The organism is Silicimonas algicola (genome assembly GCF_003148765.1).
In the GTDB taxonomy this organism is placed as follows: Bacteria; Pseudomonadota; Alphaproteobacteria; order Rhodobacterales; family Rhodobacteraceae; genus Silicimonas; species Silicimonas algicola.
In genome coordinates this window covers 27488-43167 of record NZ_QGGV01000011.1, presented here as the reverse complement: position 1 = coordinate 43167, position 15680 = coordinate 27488, and the positions used below count along the sequence as shown (strand labels likewise).

12 protein-coding genes are annotated in these 15680 nt (G+C 66.7%); 5 read left to right on the top strand and 7 right to left on the bottom strand.

Going from position 1 to position 15680, the window contains the following annotated elements; translation table 11 throughout:
- The first annotated feature begins 119 nt into the window (after positions 1-119).
- The 3 genes from C8D95_RS18615 to terL are packed head-to-tail and all read left to right on the top strand — an operon-like array spanning position 120 to position 3461.
- Positions 120-1583 (top strand): DNA methyltransferase, encoded by a 1464-nt coding sequence (locus C8D95_RS18615; RefSeq protein ID WP_241239681.1) that lies wholly within the window; start codon positions 120-122, stop codon positions 1581-1583.
- Positions 1570-1998 (top strand): DUF5681 domain-containing protein, encoded by a 429-nt coding sequence (locus tag C8D95_RS18610; protein ID WP_109760713.1) that lies wholly within the window; start codon positions 1570-1572, stop codon positions 1996-1998. Before C8D95_RS18615 ends, C8D95_RS18610 begins: the two co-directional genes overlap by 14 nt.
- Positions 1995-3461, top strand: coding sequence for a phage terminase large subunit (terL, locus tag C8D95_RS18605; RefSeq protein WP_109760712.1), 1467 nt, complete (start codon positions 1995-1997; stop codon positions 3459-3461). The genes C8D95_RS18610 and terL overlap by 4 nt, the downstream gene beginning before the upstream one ends.
- Positions 3462-3516: 55 nt before the next feature.
- Here the strand turns inward: terL and C8D95_RS18600 are convergent, their stop codons facing one another.
- The 7 genes from C8D95_RS18600 to C8D95_RS18570 all read right to left on the bottom strand — a co-directional run bounded on the left by C8D95_RS18600 (position 3517) and on the right by C8D95_RS18570 (position 13090).
- On the bottom strand, positions 3517-5190 hold the full coding sequence (locus C8D95_RS18600) for a thiamine pyrophosphate-binding protein (RefSeq protein WP_109760711.1): 1674 nt from the start codon (positions 5188-5190) through the stop codon (positions 3517-3519).
- Between the two features lie 27 nt (positions 5191-5217).
- The gene (locus C8D95_RS18595) at positions 5218-6336 is read right to left on the bottom strand and encodes a type 2 periplasmic-binding domain-containing protein (RefSeq protein WP_109760710.1); all 1119 of its coding nucleotides are present in this window, start codon (positions 6334-6336) and stop codon (positions 5218-5220) included.
- Between the two features lie 150 nt (positions 6337-6486).
- On the bottom strand, positions 6487-7812 hold the full coding sequence (locus C8D95_RS18590; RefSeq protein WP_109760709.1) for an MmgE/PrpD family protein: 1326 nt from the start codon (positions 7810-7812) through the stop codon (positions 6487-6489).
- A 4-nt stretch (positions 7813-7816) separates the two neighbouring features.
- Positions 7817-8902, bottom strand: coding sequence for a hypothetical protein (locus tag C8D95_RS18585; RefSeq protein WP_109760708.1), 1086 nt, complete (start codon positions 8900-8902; stop codon positions 7817-7819).
- 76 nt (positions 8903-8978) lie between these two features.
- Positions 8979-10085 (bottom strand): Bug family tripartite tricarboxylate transporter substrate binding protein, encoded by a 1107-nt coding sequence (locus C8D95_RS18580; protein ID WP_109760707.1) that lies wholly within the window; start codon positions 10083-10085, stop codon positions 8979-8981.
- Positions 10086-10142: 57 nt separating this feature from the next.
- Entirely contained in the window at positions 10143-11672 is a 1530-nt protein-coding gene (gene tcuA / locus C8D95_RS18575; RefSeq protein ID WP_109760706.1) for an FAD-dependent tricarballylate dehydrogenase TcuA, read from the bottom strand.
- 23 nt (positions 11673-11695) lie between these two features.
- Entirely contained in the window at positions 11696-13090 is a 1395-nt protein-coding gene (locus C8D95_RS18570; RefSeq protein WP_109760705.1) for an MmgE/PrpD family protein, read from the bottom strand.
- Positions 13091-13343: 253 nt separating this feature from the next.
- Here C8D95_RS18570 and C8D95_RS18565 point away from each other — a divergent pair, with 253 nt between their 5' ends.
- Together C8D95_RS18565 and C8D95_RS18560 are read left to right on the top strand one after the other, a co-directional pair.
- Positions 13344-14270 (top strand): isocitrate lyase/PEP mutase family protein, encoded by a 927-nt coding sequence (locus C8D95_RS18565; protein ID WP_109760704.1) that lies wholly within the window; start codon positions 13344-13346, stop codon positions 14268-14270.
- Positions 14267-15664 (top strand): MmgE/PrpD family protein, encoded by a 1398-nt coding sequence (locus tag C8D95_RS18560; protein WP_109760703.1) that lies wholly within the window; start codon positions 14267-14269, stop codon positions 15662-15664. The genes C8D95_RS18565 and C8D95_RS18560 overlap by 4 nt, the downstream gene beginning before the upstream one ends.
- Positions 15665-15680 lie beyond the last annotated feature (16 nt).

Below are 15680 nucleotides of genomic sequence, written 5' to 3'. Positions count from 1 at the left end.
GTGTCTTCACCTATTGAAGGCACTGTCCCATAGGGCAGCACTCACCGAGCCAGAGGCTCGAGCCCGCACGGGCAGAGAGAGCATTCCAGGGGCAGCTTCGCGGACCGAGGTCCGGGAGGTTGCTGTCCTTAGCTCTCTCTCGCCCAGGTCCTGTTCTTGATCGGCGCACTGCGCCTGGAAGAAAGGGGCCCACAATGCCCAAAACCAAAGTTGACGAAGCAGTCTCCGTGGCGGCTTCCGACATCTGGATGGCATCGCTCGTCGAAGAGCGCGCCATTACCTCGCTCAGCGCCTACGAGCACAACAACCGGCGTCACACCAAGAAGAGCATCAGGAAGCTCGCAGACGGTATCGCGCAATTCGGCTTCGTCATCCCGATCGTGATCAAGTCGGACGGCACGATCATCGCCGGCCATGGCCGTGTGGAAGCCGCAAAGACGCTCGGCATGGCGATGGTCCCGGCGGTGGTCGTCGATCATCTGAGCGATACGCAAGTCCGCGCGCTCCGCATCGCCGACAACAAGCTGGCCAGCTTGTCGGAGTGGGACGAGGACAACCTCCGCATCGAGTTTGCCGAGTTGTCGGAGCTCGTTCTCGACGGGACGCTCGACTTCGATCTCACCCTGACCGGCTTCGAAATGGGCGAGATCGATTTCAGGCTGGCGGGACCTTCGGGTTCGGCCGAGGCAGCGCCCGAGATTGTGGAATTTCCCGATACTGAGGCACGAGCGATCACCCGCCAGGGCGATCTATGGAGCCTCGGGCGCCATAGCCTGCTCTGCGGAGACAGCTTGGAGGCGACAACCTACGCCCGCCTGCTCGCTGGGACCACGCCTCGGATGGCGTTCACCGATCCGCCTTACAATGTGCCCGTTCAGGGACATGTTCGGTCCGGCGGAGCGACTGCTCATCGCGAGTTCGCGATGGCCTCAGGCGAGATGACCGCCGACGAGTTTTACAGCTTTCTCGCCACGATGTTTGCTCGCCTGCGCGAAGTACTCCCGCCTGGCGCCATTGCAATGGTCTGCATGGATTGGCGCCACATCCAAGAGCTGATCCGGGCCGGAAAGGCTGCCGGTTTCGAACTCATCAACCTCTGTGTCTGGAACAAGTCGAACGGCGGCATGGGATCGCTCTACCGCTCAAAACATGAACTCGTCTGCATCTTCAAGCGGCCCGGCGCACCGCACGTCAACAATGTCGAGCTTGGCCGCCATGGTCGGAACCGGACCAATGTCTGGGACTACGCAGGTGTCAATAGCTTCGGTAAAGGCCGCGAGGCAGATCTCGCGGACCACCCGACGGTCAAGCCGACGGCCCTCGTTGCCGACGCCCTCATGGATGTAACCGACCGCGGCGATGTGGTGCTGGACTGCTTCGGCGGCTCGGGCTCGACCCTCCTCGCGGCGGAGAGCACCGGGCGTGTGGCGCGCCTGATCGAACTCGACCCCCTCTACTGCGACGTTGCGATCCGCCGCTGGCAGGAGATGACCGGCGAGGAGGCTGTGCTCGATGCTACGGGCGAGAGCTTCGCGGAGATCCGCGGAGCCCGGGGCGAGGAGGCGAATGATGTCGCAGCCTGATGATTTTGACGTCGGATATAGGAAGCCGCCTGCCGCGACACGCTTCAAAAAGGGCCAGTCTGGCAATCCGAAAGGCCGGCCGAAGGGCAGCCGCAACATCTCGACGCTCATCGAGGAGACCCTGTTCCGCAAGGTCTCCATCAGGGACGAACGCGGAGCCAGGAAAGTTCCTTTGGCGGAAGCGCTGATGCAAAAGCTGTCAGTCGACGCCCTAAAGGGGGATCCCCGCGCCCTAGCCAAGATCATTGACCTGATGAAGTTCTACGACGCGCGGCGCGATCAGGTATCGGAAGACAGAGATGGACCGGATGGCGGGACGCCGTTCAGGATCACCGACAGCGACCTAGAGATCATGCGCTATCTGGCGCAGGAGATCGAAGCAGCCGGTGAAGATGTCTCGGGGGACGTGTCATGACACAGCAGTCTCCAGAAGATGTCGGGGCGATGGTTCGCGCGGTCTATGCGGGCGATTTTCGGGCGTTCGCGATAAAGGTCTTTGCCGAGCTTCACGGTGGTCTGACGGAGTTCGTCGACGGCTGGTATATCGATGCGATGTGTCAGGCGCTCGAGGACGTCAAGTCGGGGCGCGACAAGCGCCTCGTCATCACCGTTCCGCCGCGGCACCTGAAGTCGATCACCGTCGCCGTGGCGTTCACTGCTTTCCTGCTCGGACATAACCCGCGCGTGAAAATCATCTCGGCAAGCTACGGCCTTGACCTCGCGCGCAAGCATGGCGCCGACTGTCGACGCGTGATGGAAAGCGCCTGGTATCGAGCCACGTTTCCGGCGACGCGGCTCGCGTCGAGGCGCAATACCCAGGATGAAATCAGCACAACGGCAGGAGGCGGCCGCAAGGCCGTCTCCATCGGTGGAGCGGTTACCGGGCACGGCTGCGACGTCCTCGTGATCGACGATCTCCTGAAAGCCAGCGATGCGCAGAGCGAGACCGAGCTTTGCCGGGCGCAGGAGTTCATGGATGCCTCCTTGTTGTCGCGCTTCGACAACCCGTCCGAGGGCCGGGTGATCTGCATCCAGCAGCGGCTTCACGAAGTCGACCCTGCAGGACATCTCCTGTCGAAAGGCATTTATCGCCACCTCAACCTGCCCGCGATCGCAGAAATCGAAGAACGGGTGCCGCTTACGCGGGGCCGTGTGCACCTCAGGCGTCCAGGCGACGTGCTCTCCCCGGCGCGCCTGCCACCCGAGAAGCTCGACGAGATGCGCAAGGAGATGGGAACGGCCACGTTCAACTGTCAGTACCAACAGAACCCGATCGCCACTGACGGCTCCGTCCTGCGGTGGGAATGGTTCGGTACCTACGATAGCCAGCTCGAGCGCCACCAGTACGAGCTCGTGGTGCAAAGCTGGGACACAGGTATGTCCGCAGACGCTCGATCAGACTACTCGGTCTGCACAACGTGGGGATACTATCGCCGCCAGTGGTGGCTCCTCGACGTCTTGCGCGACCGCCTCGACTACCCGGACCTGAAGAAAAACGTCCTGACGCTAGGGCACACCTGGTCGGCCGATGCTGTACTCATCGAGAAAGCAGCGACCGGCATACCTATCCTTCAGGAATGTCTTCCAGCGAACCGGCGCCGCTTCCGTGCGATCACCCCGGTTCAGGACAAGGAAGTCCGGTTCAACGCCTCTTGTTCGCCGGTGGAGGCTGGTGAGGTCCTTCTTCCGAAGGACGCACCTTGGTTGGCGGAGTTCCGGCGAGAGCTGCAGAGCTTCCCTCGCGGGCGGTACGACGACCAGGTCGACAGTTTCAGCCAGCTCTTGAACTGGTCCAAGGGCACGGGCTTCTGGCGGGCATTGCCGCGAGAGCATCCTACGAGGATCGCGCGACGGGAACGGCCGAGATTGCGGGGATAATGGAGCGAAGGTTCGAATGTGACGCGCACCTCGGCCAGGGCACCGCCGGGGCAAATCAGCGGGTGCCGTGACCAGCCTTGATATTGAGCCGCATCCGCGGGTTAACCACCTTGTCCGAGACATGGACATTCCAGACCGCCGCCTTGGTCCCGGCCTCGTAGGCGGCGCGCAGGTCGGCAAAATGACCAAGCTCCGTCACCGTCTCGCCGGTCAACCCGAACCCGCGGGCGATGGCGCCAAGGTCGGTACGGCCAAAGATCGCGCCGCTGTCGTCCATCCCGTCCTCGCGCAGCTTGTGGATCTCGGCCCCGTAGGCGCCGTCGTTGGAACAGACGACCAGCAGCCGGATGCCCTGCCGTTGCAGACACTCCAGTTCCTGCACGTGCATCAGCAGGCTGCCGTCGCCTTCATACAGAACGACTCGCCCGTCGCCTCGCGCCACGGCCACGCCGATGGCATAGGAAATCGCGTTTCCGATGGCGCCGAAGTCGCGCATGACATGGTAGCGGCCGGGCGCCTGCCCGCGCATCACGGTGTGGAAATAGGACTGGTGGCCGGACCCGCTGACTACGTCCCAGTCGCCGGGGATCGCGGTTTCCAGCTCCGCGAACACCGCCCGGGGGTCTAGCGTGCCGGGGTCGATGTCATAGTCGGTCGGGTCCGCCGGTTCGTCGCGGATGCGGGCGGCGAGTGCGTCGGTCCGCATCCGGGCGGCGGGGGCCGGACCGGCGCGCAGCCGGTCCAGCAGTCCCAGCGCTGCAAGCCTCGCGTCGGCGCGCAGGTAGGTGTCGGCGGCGCGCAGCCCTTCTCTCAGACCCAGCGGTTCGGGGTCGATCTGGACGACATGGGCGTCGGGCGGGATCAGGCGACCGCCGTCGACGGTGTGGTAGGTTAGGCTCGCACCGATGGCGACGACCAGGTCGGCCTCGGCGAACACCTCGCGCGCGACGCGCCGTGCAAAGCCGCCCGCGACACCCATCGAGAACGGATGTGCGTCGTACAGACCCCGCGCCAGCAGCGTGGTGGATAGGAATGCCCCCGACAGGTCCGCGACCTCGGCCAGCTCGTCGGTCGCCCCGGCAGCCAGCACGCCGCGCCCGGCGATCAGGACCGGACATCGCGCCGACGCCAGCCGCCTGGCCAGCGCGTCGAGTTGCGCCGGATCGGGCGGCAAGGGTGGAGTGACCGGGATCAGATCGTCCGAGGGGACGTAGGGGCCGATGTCAGGCATCGGCTGTTTCTGCAGATCGTAAGGGATCGCCAGCACCACGGGCCTGCGTTCATGGCGCGCGGTCCAGAACGCCTCGCGCACATACTGGTGCATCCGTACGGGATGCAGACCGGCGATGTAGTGCGCGCCACAGGTGGTCACCAAGGGCTGCTGATCGATGGCCTGCCCGTAGAACCGCGCCTTTAGCGGCACATCGCCGGCGAGCACCACGACCGGCACCCGGCTGCGCGCGGCGGAGGCGAGCGCGGTCGTGATCTGGGTGATACCCGGCCCGCAGGTGACCGAGGCGACGCCGACCCCGCCGGTGGCGCTGGCGTAGCCCATCGCCATGCCGACGGCGCAGTGTTCGTGCCGGGCGTGGACGGTGGTCACACCAGGCAAGTCCTTCATCACTGTGACCCAGTGCATGTTACCGTCGCCCATCAGAACGAACTGCGCGGTAACGCCTTCGGCACGAAACGCCTCGGCCAGCGCCTGGTAGATCGTTCGGTCGGTCATGGCGCTGGCCCTTTTCTGTGGACTGGATCAGAAGCCGCCGTAGCGGTCATCGGCCCAGTCCTGCAGCCAGTCCATCGGCGCGCCGCTGAGGCTCAGCGCGCCGGTCAGCACGCGGCCCGTCGCCTCGGCCCCAATCAGCTGCGGATAGTCTCCCATAACCTCTTGCGCGGCGGCGCTGGTCAGGTCGGGATGGTCCATCGCATCCGTGATAGCGGCCTCGTAGGCGGCGACCATGTCGGCGGGCGTGCCTTCAGGCAGCAGGATCATCTTCCCGGCGGTGACACGGATGTCGAACAGCGACTTCCACACCTGGTATTCGATTCCGTCCAGCGGTTCGCCATGCACCGCCTCGTAGACCTCGAGGAACGTCGGCACGTCGGGGGCAACGGGATCGCGGCCGATCACTCCGTCCTGTTCGTAGCCCATGGTGAAGAGCTGCTGCACCACGCCGTCCTCGATGAGCGGCACGACCGCGTTGGCATAGGACAGCATGGTGTCGTGGCGCATCTGGAATTCGCCGCGTTCCAGCCCGCCGCGCGATTCGCCGAGGCTAATGCCGAACACTACCTGCGGCCGAATGCCAAGCAGGTCGTAGCTGAGCAGTACGCCAAGGTCGGACGACGTCAGAGTCTGTGCCGCGATCACCGGCGGGTTCTCGATCAGCACACGGATCGCCTTGACCGGATCCTCGGGCAGGCCACCGTTGTAGTCGCGGCGGGCGTAGACCACGGTCCCGGCGGGCGACGAGATGATCGGGACCATCGCGCCCAGATCGTAGCGCACGGCGGGATCCTGGAACACCTGGTTCAGGATGGTGCTGGCGCCGATGGCCAGGATGGTGCGGCCGTCAGTTTCGGCCATGTTGACGAACTCGTTGGTGCCGACGATCGACCCCCCTCCTTCGATGTTGCGGAGCAGCACGGTCGGGCCGCCCTGCAGGGTGTCCTGCAGCGGCGCCACGAACAGCCGGGCAAAGGCTGTGGTGCCGCCGCCCGGGCCGTAGGGCACGATCATCTCGACCGTTTCACCGGCGAAATCGGTGTCCGACTGCGCCGCCAGCGGCCCTGCCGCCAGCGCGAGGGCAAACCCCGCCAGAGGCGCGGCGATGCGCCGGCGGAGGTGGTCCATCGGGTTGCGATCCTTCATCGTTCTATCCTCCCTTTCGGGCGCCGAGCCGCTCCTCCGCCCCGGCGCGCATGGCAGGGAGGCTAGCGTACAAATGGTATACCGTCTATAGATTCGATCCGCGATCGCATTTCTTATATAGAGTTTTTCAGTATTCTAACGACCACGGGATCACCTTGGCAGGAAGCGCCGGCACAGCGCCTCCATCTCTGCAGCATCGTCCCCGGCGAGCCGCATCGCCTTGCCGCAGACCTGTTCCCCCGAGAGCGGCCGTTCCGGTGTGCCCTCGAAACTGTCGCGGGTCTCGGTCAGGCGCGTGCCGTCGCGCAACACCACCGTCAGATCTACCCCCCAGCCCTTGGCCCCGCCGCCCGGCCGTTCGGTCACGGTAATGCGCCGCATCAGGTCGAGGATGCCGGAGTCGGTCAGCGCATCGTCCGAGAACGCCGCCGGATCCTCGGGGTCGCGGTAGGCCGACAGCGCCAACACGAATGGCGCGCTGTATTGTGCCAGCCCGATGTCAGTCGGCGCCTTGCCGGCATGGTGCGAGACCAGTTTCTCGCTGCCCTGCAACGAGATTTCCGCGATGGCGGCCCCGCCAAAGCCGTGGTCGGCCATCATCCCGCGCAGCGCCTCCACCGGAGCGTGGGCGGTAATGTGGCAGGCGTACCGTTTCAGGCAGAGCGTTTCGAGTGCCCAGTTGGTGCCGAGGCCCTGGGTCAAAAGGTCAGGTGCGGTATCCGAACAAAAGGCGTCGAGGAATCCATAGGGCCCCTCGATCACCGCATGCGGCGCCTCGAACCCGCGCGCGGCGAGGCGTGCCGCCAGCACGCCCGATTCCGCCGCCCGGCCGAGGTGCAGCCGTTTCACCATGCCACCCTGCCCCGACGCGGCAAAGGCCAGAAGTCCCGAGGCGAGCGACCCGGCGATACCCTGGGCATTGGCGAGTTGCGTCGCGGACAGGCCCATCAGCCGGCCGCAGGCGATGGCCGCGCCAAAGGGGCCGGTCAGGCCGGGGGCGTGAAAGCCGGACTTCTCAGGCGTGTGCAGCGTCGCGGCACCCAGCCGGAACATCGTCTCGCAACCCGCGACGATGGCCGCGATCAGGTCGTCGTCCGACGCGCCGACCGCCTGCGCCACGGCCAAGGCGGGCAGCGCCACGGTCGCACCGGCATGGACGCCGGCCCCGGGCTTGCGCAGGCTGTCGAGTTCGAAGGCGTGGCAAAATGCGCCGAGGGCCAGCGCCGCCTGGGGCGGGTGCAGACGCAAGCCGGGTTCGCCGGGGATCTCGCAGGGGCCGCCCGAACCGGTTTCAACCGCCTCGGCCAGGATCATCCTCGACCACGGGAGTTGCCGGCCGAACATCGCGCAGCCCAGCGCATCGACTAGGCAATGGCGGGCCAGTTGCGCGACGTGGGGCGGGATGTCGTGAAGGCTCAGGTCGCGCGCGAACGCGGCATGTGTCTCGGCGACCGTGCCCGCGGATCGATCTGCCATGGCGTCAGTTCCTTATGTTCTGCAGGAAAAGCGCGTCGTCCAGCGCGACGCCTTCACCCAGCGCGACGGCCCGTTCGACGATCAGGCCCGCGAGAGCGGCGAACTGAACGCCGTGAATGTTGCCGCGTTCGGAAAAGGTGATCTGGCTGGCGGCGGTGCGCCCGAGCGACGGGTCGGCCAACAAGTCGGCGAACATAACCCGGCGGTCGCGGGGGATCGCGTGGAACCGCCGCGCGGTGCCTGCCCCCGCCTTTTCACCCCGTGAAAAGGTCACGCCTTCGTCCTCGACCGCCCAGTCCGGCACCTCGATCGGGCCGGACGCGGTGCCGAAGCGCAGCGCGCGGTCCACGCGGCCATCCGCCACGGAATCGAGCGTGCCGCCGATGCAGGTGACATGTGTGCCGGGGTCCAGCGCCGCGCCGGGGACGACGGGGCCGATCGCATTGGTGCAGGCGGACAGGATGTCGGCCCCTGCGGCTGCCGCCTCGGCGCTGTCCACTGCCGTGGCGTCGATGCCGTGACGGGCGCGTGCCTCTGCGGCAAGCGCCTCGGCATTGACCCGAGTCGGGGCGTAGATGCGAATGCGGCGGATCGGCCGGACATGCTGGATTGCGTCGATATGGGTGCGGGCCATGCCGCCGGCTCCGAGGACGCCGAGGCTCACCGCATCCTCGCGCGCCATGTAGCGCACGCCCAGCGCGGAATCCGCGCCGACGCGCATCTGCTGGATCAGCCCGTCGTGGACGATGGCGCGCAGGGCGCCGTCGATCATGTCGAATACCATCAAGAGGCCCATGTAGGTGCCGGGCTCGACGCAGAATTTCTCCTTGCGGGGGCGACCGTCGACGGTCCGGCGATAGATCACGTCGGACTTGATCCTCAGGCAGGCCCACCGGTCGGGTCCCAGGCCTGCGGCCAGCCCGAGTTGCCAGTTCTGCCCGCCCTGCCCTTGCGGCGACTGGAAATCAAGCCGTGGCGCGGTCAGCGACCGGCCCTCGGCATAGGCGCAGTAGGCGGTGTCGAGCGTCGCAACCACGTCGGCCGGCGTCACCAGCCGCGCCACCGCGTCGTTGTCGAGGATCAGGGGCATCGGGCGGCCTTGTGCGTTGGCGCTAAGATAGATCGCGCCCCGGCTTGCACCGGGGCGCGTCCCAAGTCAGGCAAGGTCAGAGCGTGACGTCATAGACCTCGAGCAGCCAGTCGGTCAGCCACTGGCGCTGTTCGTCGCTAACCTCGGCTGCGCCTTTCAGCACGGCGGCGGCCGCCTCGATCCCCACGACCTGGTCATAGGGGCCGAGTACGTCTTGCGCTGCCTCTCCCTGCAGCGCCTCGCTCGCCATCGCGGCGGCGGCGGCGTCGGCGTAGATCTGCAGGATCTCGTCCGGCGTGCCGGCGGGCAGCACGAACATCTTGGCCGCCATGACGCGGATGTCGAAGAGCATCTTCCAAACGCTGTATTCGATGCCCTCCAGCGGCGAGCCGTGGACGATCTCGTAGACCTCCAGGAAGGTCGGGACGTCGGGCGCCATCGGGTCGCGTTCGATCACGCCGTTGCGTTCGTAGCCCAGCGTGAACAGCGGCACGGTCGTGCCTTCCTCGATCATCGGCAGCACGCCCGAGGTCCAGGACGCCATGTTGTCGAAGTTGACCTGGAATTCGCCGCGTTCGTAGCCGCCGCGTGCGTCGGCGTTCGACAGGCCGAACACCGGGCGGATCTTGATCCCCAGTAGGTCCAGCGACACCAGCGTCGGCAGGTCGGCCGCCGTGGCGCCGTCGCCGCCGTAGACCGGCATATTTTCCTGCAGGAACGGAATGTCATGCGCCGGATCGCCGGTCAGACCGAAATCGGTCCGGCCATAGACCACCACGCCGAAGGGAGAGGCGAGGAACGGGCGAAAGCTCGGCAGGTCGTAGCGTACCGCCGGGTTGCGCAAGAGGTACTGAAAGAACGTGCCGGTGCCGAGCGCGCCGATGGTCATGCCGTCGGGTTCGGCGTTCTGGGCAAACTCGTTGATGCCGACGACGGACCCGGCGCCTTCGACGTTGCGGATCAGGATCGTCGGCTGGCCCGGCAACGCCTCGCCCAGGGGGCCCGCGAACAGGCGCGCATGAATGGTGGACCCGCCGCCCGCGCCGTAAGGCACGATCATCTCGATCTCGTCGGGCGCGAACTCCTGCGCGCGCAGCGGCAGCGGCAGGATCGCCGCGGCCCCGAGCGCCACGCTGCCCTTGAGAAAGCCGCGCCGGCCGCGGTTGTGTGTCAGTTTTGTCATCTCTTTGTCCTCCCAGACGATGTGGCCGCCCGCCCTTGGGGCAGGTCGGATTTCAGATCACGCGGTGGCGCGTGTTTCGGTGTCGGCGACCTGCGCGTGCCGGGCCGCGTTTCGACCGGCGATCCGGCCGAAGGTCGCGCCCGACATCAGGCCGGTGCCGCTGGCGTAGTTGTGGACGAACAGCCCGCCAACGATTTCGCCCGCGGCATAAAGGCCGGCGATTGGCGCGCCAAATTCTGATTCGACCGCCGTATCTGTCGTCACCTTGAGCCCGCCGAAGGTGAAGGTGATGCCCGTGGTGACGTGGTAGGCGTGGAATGGCGGGGTGTCGATCGGGTTGGCCCAGTTGGTCTTGTCGATGGCTAGCCCCTCGGTCCGGCGGCCGTCGCGGACGTTCGGGTCAAACGGGGTGTCGGTGCGGCAGGCGGCGTTGAAGTCGCGCACCATGCGCAGGAAGGCTTCGGTATCGACGCCGTCCAGTTGCTCGGCCAGCCCGTCGATGGTGTCGGATTCAACCTTGGTCACGCGACGGATGCGGTATTCGCCTCGCAGCAGGTGCCGCGTCTTGTCGTCGAACACCTGCCAGGCGAACATGCCCGGCTGTTTCAGGATCTCGCCGCCATACTTGGCATAGGTGTGCGAGTGGAAGTTGGCGCCCTCGTTAACGTAGCGCTCGCCCTTGGCGTTCACCAGGATACCATATGGATAGTTGTGCTTCTGGAACTGGTCGCCGATGGCCAGATCGCCAAAGGGCGGCGCGTTCACGTCCCAGGCGACGGAATGGCAGCCCGACCAGTTGCCGTGGCTGCGCGCCCCGATGGCCAGTGCCATGCGCAGGCCCGCGCCCATGTTGAACCGCGTCCCGCGCACCTTGGCGAGGTCCCAGCCGGGGCCGAGGTAGCGCGCCCGCATCTCGGGGTTCGATTCGAACCCGCCGCAGGCCAGCACCACGGCACCGGCGCGAAGCTCCACCCGCTCGCCCTTGCTCATCACCGCGACGCCGGTGACGCGGTCGCCGTCGCGCAGCAATTCGACGGCCGGCGTCTCGTAGGCGACCGGGATCCCCAGCACCTCGGCCCGGGCATAGAGTGCTGCAAGCATCTCCGGCCCTCCGCCCGAGATGTGCAGAGCGAGCCCGCCCCAGAACCGGAACTTACCGTCGACCTTGTAGGCCTGCCGGCCGAGGCCTGGCCACATCTTAACGCCCTGCTGGGCGACCCACTTAGCAGTCTCCTTGCTCGACCGGACTAGGATCTCGCACAGCTCGGGGTCGGTGCGGAACTGCGTCAGCTCGAACATGTCGTCGAAATACTGTTCCTCGGTGTAGGTGCCGAAATCGATCTGCGTCAGGTCCTCCTCGGCCATCGCCGGGCAAATCTCCAAGAGGTCGTCCACCCCGTCGTAGGCGAAGCGGAACGCGCCGCCAGTATAGTGCGAGTTGCCCCCCCGTTCCTCGAACGGCGCGGCCTCGACGATCAGCGGCCGGGCGCCGTTCTCCTGCGCCGAGATGGCCGCACTGAGGGCGGCATTGCCGGCGCCGACGACGATCACATCGGGTTGAAACTGGCGCAGGTCGATCGGGGTCATAGGAACTCCTTCAGGTCGATGGATCAGAGGGCGGCGCGGCGGGACAGACCGGGCCGTGGCGCGCGCAGCAGGTCCGACAGGTCTGCGATGCGCGGGAGGTCGGGAAGCGCCACCAGCGCGGCCAGCAGGCGATCGGTCCGGTCCGTGTCGAGCGAGCGGCCTGCACAGTCGCGGAACTTGGCGTGCAGCGCGCCGGGCGGCAGCGGGTGGTCGCGGTCGCGCCCCACGGGGCGTTCGACGCGGTGCCGCAGCACGCGGCCATCGGCCAGCGTCAGCGTCACCTCGCCAAAGAAGTGCTCGGTCGTGTCCATCCGCGCCTCGGGGTGCGGTTCGGCGGTGATCCGTGCCATCAGGTCGCGCGTCGCCGGGTCGGCCATCGCGACATCGCTGAAATGGTCGAGACTGACGATCCCGTGCCGGAGCGCGCGGGCCAGCACATACTGGACGGAAAACTTGGCATCGAGACCGCTGGAGGGGCTAGGCCGGTTGGTATGGCGCAGCCGGCGCGGGTGGGTCCAGGACAGGACGTGGGACACGTCGTCCGCCGTCAGGCCCTGGTCGGCGCGCAGGGCCAGCAGCGCGTCGATTGCCGGGTGGGTGCTGGCGCAGCAGGGGTGGCGTTTGAACGCGACACCAGTTTCCACGATGTCGAGCGGGTCGGCGAATTGCTCCAGCACGCGTTCCGGCGCATAGGTGCCCGGGCTGTTCAGCACTTCGAAGAACCCTTGCGGATGGGTCAGCGCCTCGGGGTTGGCGGTCATGCCCTCTCGCGCCAGAAGCGCGGCGAACAGCCCGTTGCGGGCGCAGTGGCCGACGTGGAACGGCTTGGCCATGGTGCCGAAGTTGGCCTTGAGCCCCGAGGACATTGTGGCCGCCAACGCCAGCGCCATTGCCGTGCGCTCCGCGTCCAGCCGCATCAGGTGGGCCGATGCGGCGGCGGCGCCGAAGATCCCCAACGTCGCAGTAGGGTGCCAGCCCTTTTCATAATGGTGGAAATTGACGGCGCGGCCAATCCGGGTCTCGACCTCGAATCCGGCGACATAGGCGGCGATCAGGGCGCGTCCCGTTCCACCCTCCGCCTCGGCCAACGCCCAGAGTGCCGGTATGATGGGAGCCGAGGGGTGGCCGCCCAGCGTGTTGGAACAGTCATCGAAGTCGAGTGCGTGGCTCGCCGTGCCGTTCGCCAGCGCAGCGTCCAGTACCCCGGCTGTGTCTGGCAGCCCAAAGAGGGTCGCCGCCCCGGAACTTCCGCCCCCGGCGACCAGTGCGGCGCGCGCAGCCAGTGCCGCCGGTTCCGGCGCCCCGGCCAGCGTGACGCCTACGGTATCGAGGATCGCATCGACGGCGGTCGCCACGGCTACCTTGGGCAGCGTGTCGAACCGGATCGCCAGCAGTCGCCGTGCCACCTCATTCAGCATGGAACACCAGTCACGTTCGATTCGAGATCCAGATCATTTCAAAAATGGTATACCAGTCCTGCGCTGCCGGGCGCCAGTTCTTTCTGTATCGCCCCAGCCTCTTGACCTTGCATGGTCCCAGGTGCCATGACGCAGGCAGACCGAGTTCCGGTTTTTGGTATACTGAGACCGAACAGTATCGAGGACCCGCATCGGCAGAATAGGTGCACCGGCAGGGCACACTTGCCTCGGACGCCGACGACTGGAGGGACACATGACCGACTGGCTTCTGAACCGCGACGCGCGGCCTCACGCCCCGCCGACCCTGCAGGCGCTGATCGATGGCGGCGGCACCACGGCGGTGGCCGGATGCTGGGACGGGCTGTCGGCCTTGCTCGCCAAACGCGCCGGATTCCAGGCGCTGTATCTGTCCGGTGCGGCGCTGTCGGCGTCGATGGCGCTTCCCGACCTCGGTCTGTTGACGATGGAAGATGTTACTCGCGCCGCCCGCACCGTGGTGCGAGCCAGCGGCCTGCCCCTGATCGTGGACGGCGACACCGGGTTCGGAGAAGCGCTGAATGTCATGCGCGCGGTGCGCGAACTGGAATCCGCAGGCGCCGCCGCGATCCAGATCGAGGATCAGGACTTCCCCAAGAAGTGCGGCCACCTGAACGACAAGCGGCTGGTCCCGATGGACGATATGTGCCGCAAGGTCGCGGCGGCGAAGAAGGCCGCCGACAGCCTGCTGATCTGCGCTCGCACCGATGCGGTGATGATCTCGCTCGACGAGGCGCTGACACGGGCGCGGGCCTATGTGAACGCCGGCGCCGACATCGTCTTTGTCGAGGCGATGACTTCGGCCGACATGGTGCGCGAGGTGCGCGGGGCGCTCGACATCCCGCTGCTCGGCAACATGACGGAATTCGGGCGGACGCCAATCATCCCGCTGTCTGACTGGACCGCCTGGGGCGTCAACCTCGTGATCTACCCGGTGTCCGCGCTGCGCGTCGCGGGGCGGGCGATGGAGGAATTCTACGGCCGGCTGATTGCCAACGGCGACGTGTCTGCCGACCTGTCCGCGATGATGACCCGGGCCGAGCTTTACGAGCGGATCGGCTACTATGACTACGAACGGCTGGACGAAAACATCGCGGCGACCGTTCTTCCCGACCACCCCCCCGCTGACGGAGCCCGGCCATGACCGCCCACACCGCCTTTGACGACACCCATACCCGCCGCATCGCCGAATTCGTGTCCGGCCTGCGCTACGAGGACATCCCCGCCAGCGTGCGGACCCGGATCAAGCTTCTGGTGCTAGATTCGCTGGGCTGTGCGCTCTATGGCGCGAACCTGCCGTGGACGCGGATCCTGCAGGACACGCTGGGCCGGATCGACAGCTCGACCGGGTGTTCGGTCTGGGGCACGGCGCAGCGGCTGTCGGCGCCCCACGCGGCGTTGGTGAACGGCACGCAGGTGCAAGGGTTCGAACTGGATGACGTGCACCGGGTCGGCGTCCTGCATGTCGGCGCGGTGACGTTGCCGGCGCTGATCGCGGCTGTCGAAGGCAGCCCGATCAGCGGTCGCGACTTCCTGACCGCCATCGTCGCAGGCTACGAGATCGGGCCCCGCGTCGGCATCTGCATGGGGCAGGAACACATCGGCCAGGGCTGGCATTCCGGCGCGACGCTCGGCGTGTTTTCCGCCGCGGCGGGGGCGTCCCGCGCGCTCGGGCTGGACGCCGAGCAGACGCAGAACGCGCTGGGGATCGCCGGGACGCAGGCCGCCGGGCTGATGGCCGCGCAATACGGCGCGATGGTGAAACGGATGCACGCCGGGCGGTCCTCACAAAGCGGGCTGTATGGGGCGCTGTTTGCGAAGGACGGCTTCACCGGCATCCGCGACGTGCTCGAGGCGCCTTATGGCGGGTTCTGCACCACGTTTTCGCGCTCCACCGATCGCTTCGACATGACCGAGCTTTCGGCCGATCTTGGCGAGCGGTGGGAGACGGAGAAGATCGCGCTCAAGTTCTATTCCTGCGTCGGCAGCAACCACACAACGCTCGACGCAATCCGCGCGATCCAGTCGCGGCGGCCCTTCACACTGGACGAGTTGAAGGAGATCGTGGTGCACGGCAGCCAGGTCACGGTCGATCATGTTGGCTGGCCCTACCGACCCGAAGGCCTGACCTCGGCCCAATTGAACCTGCCGTTCTGCGTAGCGACCCTGCTGATCGAAGGCGACGTATTCGTGGACCAGTTCACTCCCGATGTGGTGGACAACGCCGACCGGATCTCGCTCTCGCGCCGGGTCACCTGCCGCGAGGATCCCGCCATCACCGCGCGCGGGTCGCGGTTCCGGCACATGGTCCGGGTCGAGGTCCAACTCACCGACGGCAGCGTCCACGAGGAAACGGTCGAGGCGCCGCGCGGCAGCGAAAAATCGTTCGCGACAGAGGCCGACATCGTGGACAAGTTCATGAAACTGGCGACCAAGGCCCTGCCCGAGGCGCAGGCCCGGGAGCTGGCCGACGCAGTGCTGAGGATGGACAACCTCGACGATGCCGGCACGCTGATCGCCTTGCTCGCTGCAGCCTAACCCGGTCGGAGGCGGC

Excerpts from the sequence above, each read along its gene's own strand:
- C8D95_RS18585 (WP_109760708.1), bottom strand. The coding sequence starts at position 8,902 with ATGCCCCTGATCCTCGACAACGACGCGGTGGCGCGGCTGGTGACGCCG.
- terL (WP_109760712.1), top strand. The coding sequence starts at position 1,995 with ATGACACAGCAGTCTCCAGAAGATGTCGGGGCGATGGTTCGCGCGGTC.
- C8D95_RS18610 (WP_109760713.1), top strand. The coding sequence starts at position 1,570 with ATGTCGCAGCCTGATGATTTTGACGTCGGATATAGGAAGCCGCCTGCC.
- C8D95_RS18560 (WP_109760703.1), top strand. The coding sequence starts at position 14,267 with ATGACCGCCCACACCGCCTTTGACGACACCCATACCCGCCGCATCGCC.
- tcuA (WP_109760706.1), bottom strand. The coding sequence starts at position 11,672 with ATGACCCCGATCGACCTGCGCCAGTTTCAACCCGATGTGATCGTCGTC.
- C8D95_RS18570 (WP_109760705.1), bottom strand. The coding sequence starts at position 13,090 with ATGCTGAATGAGGTGGCACGGCGACTGCTGGCGATCCGGTTCGACACG.
- C8D95_RS18590 (WP_109760709.1), bottom strand. The coding sequence starts at position 7,812 with ATGGCAGATCGATCCGCGGGCACGGTCGCCGAGACACATGCCGCGTTC.
- C8D95_RS18600 (WP_109760711.1), bottom strand. The coding sequence starts at position 5,190 with ATGACCGACCGAACGATCTACCAGGCGCTGGCCGAGGCGTTTCGTGCC.
- C8D95_RS18565 (WP_109760704.1), top strand. The coding sequence starts at position 13,344 with ATGACCGACTGGCTTCTGAACCGCGACGCGCGGCCTCACGCCCCGCCG.
- C8D95_RS18580 (WP_109760707.1), bottom strand. The coding sequence starts at position 10,085 with ATGACAAAACTGACACACAACCGCGGCCGGCGCGGCTTTCTCAAGGGC.
- C8D95_RS18595 (WP_109760710.1), bottom strand. The coding sequence starts at position 6,336 with ATGAAGGATCGCAACCCGATGGACCACCTCCGCCGGCGCATCGCCGCG.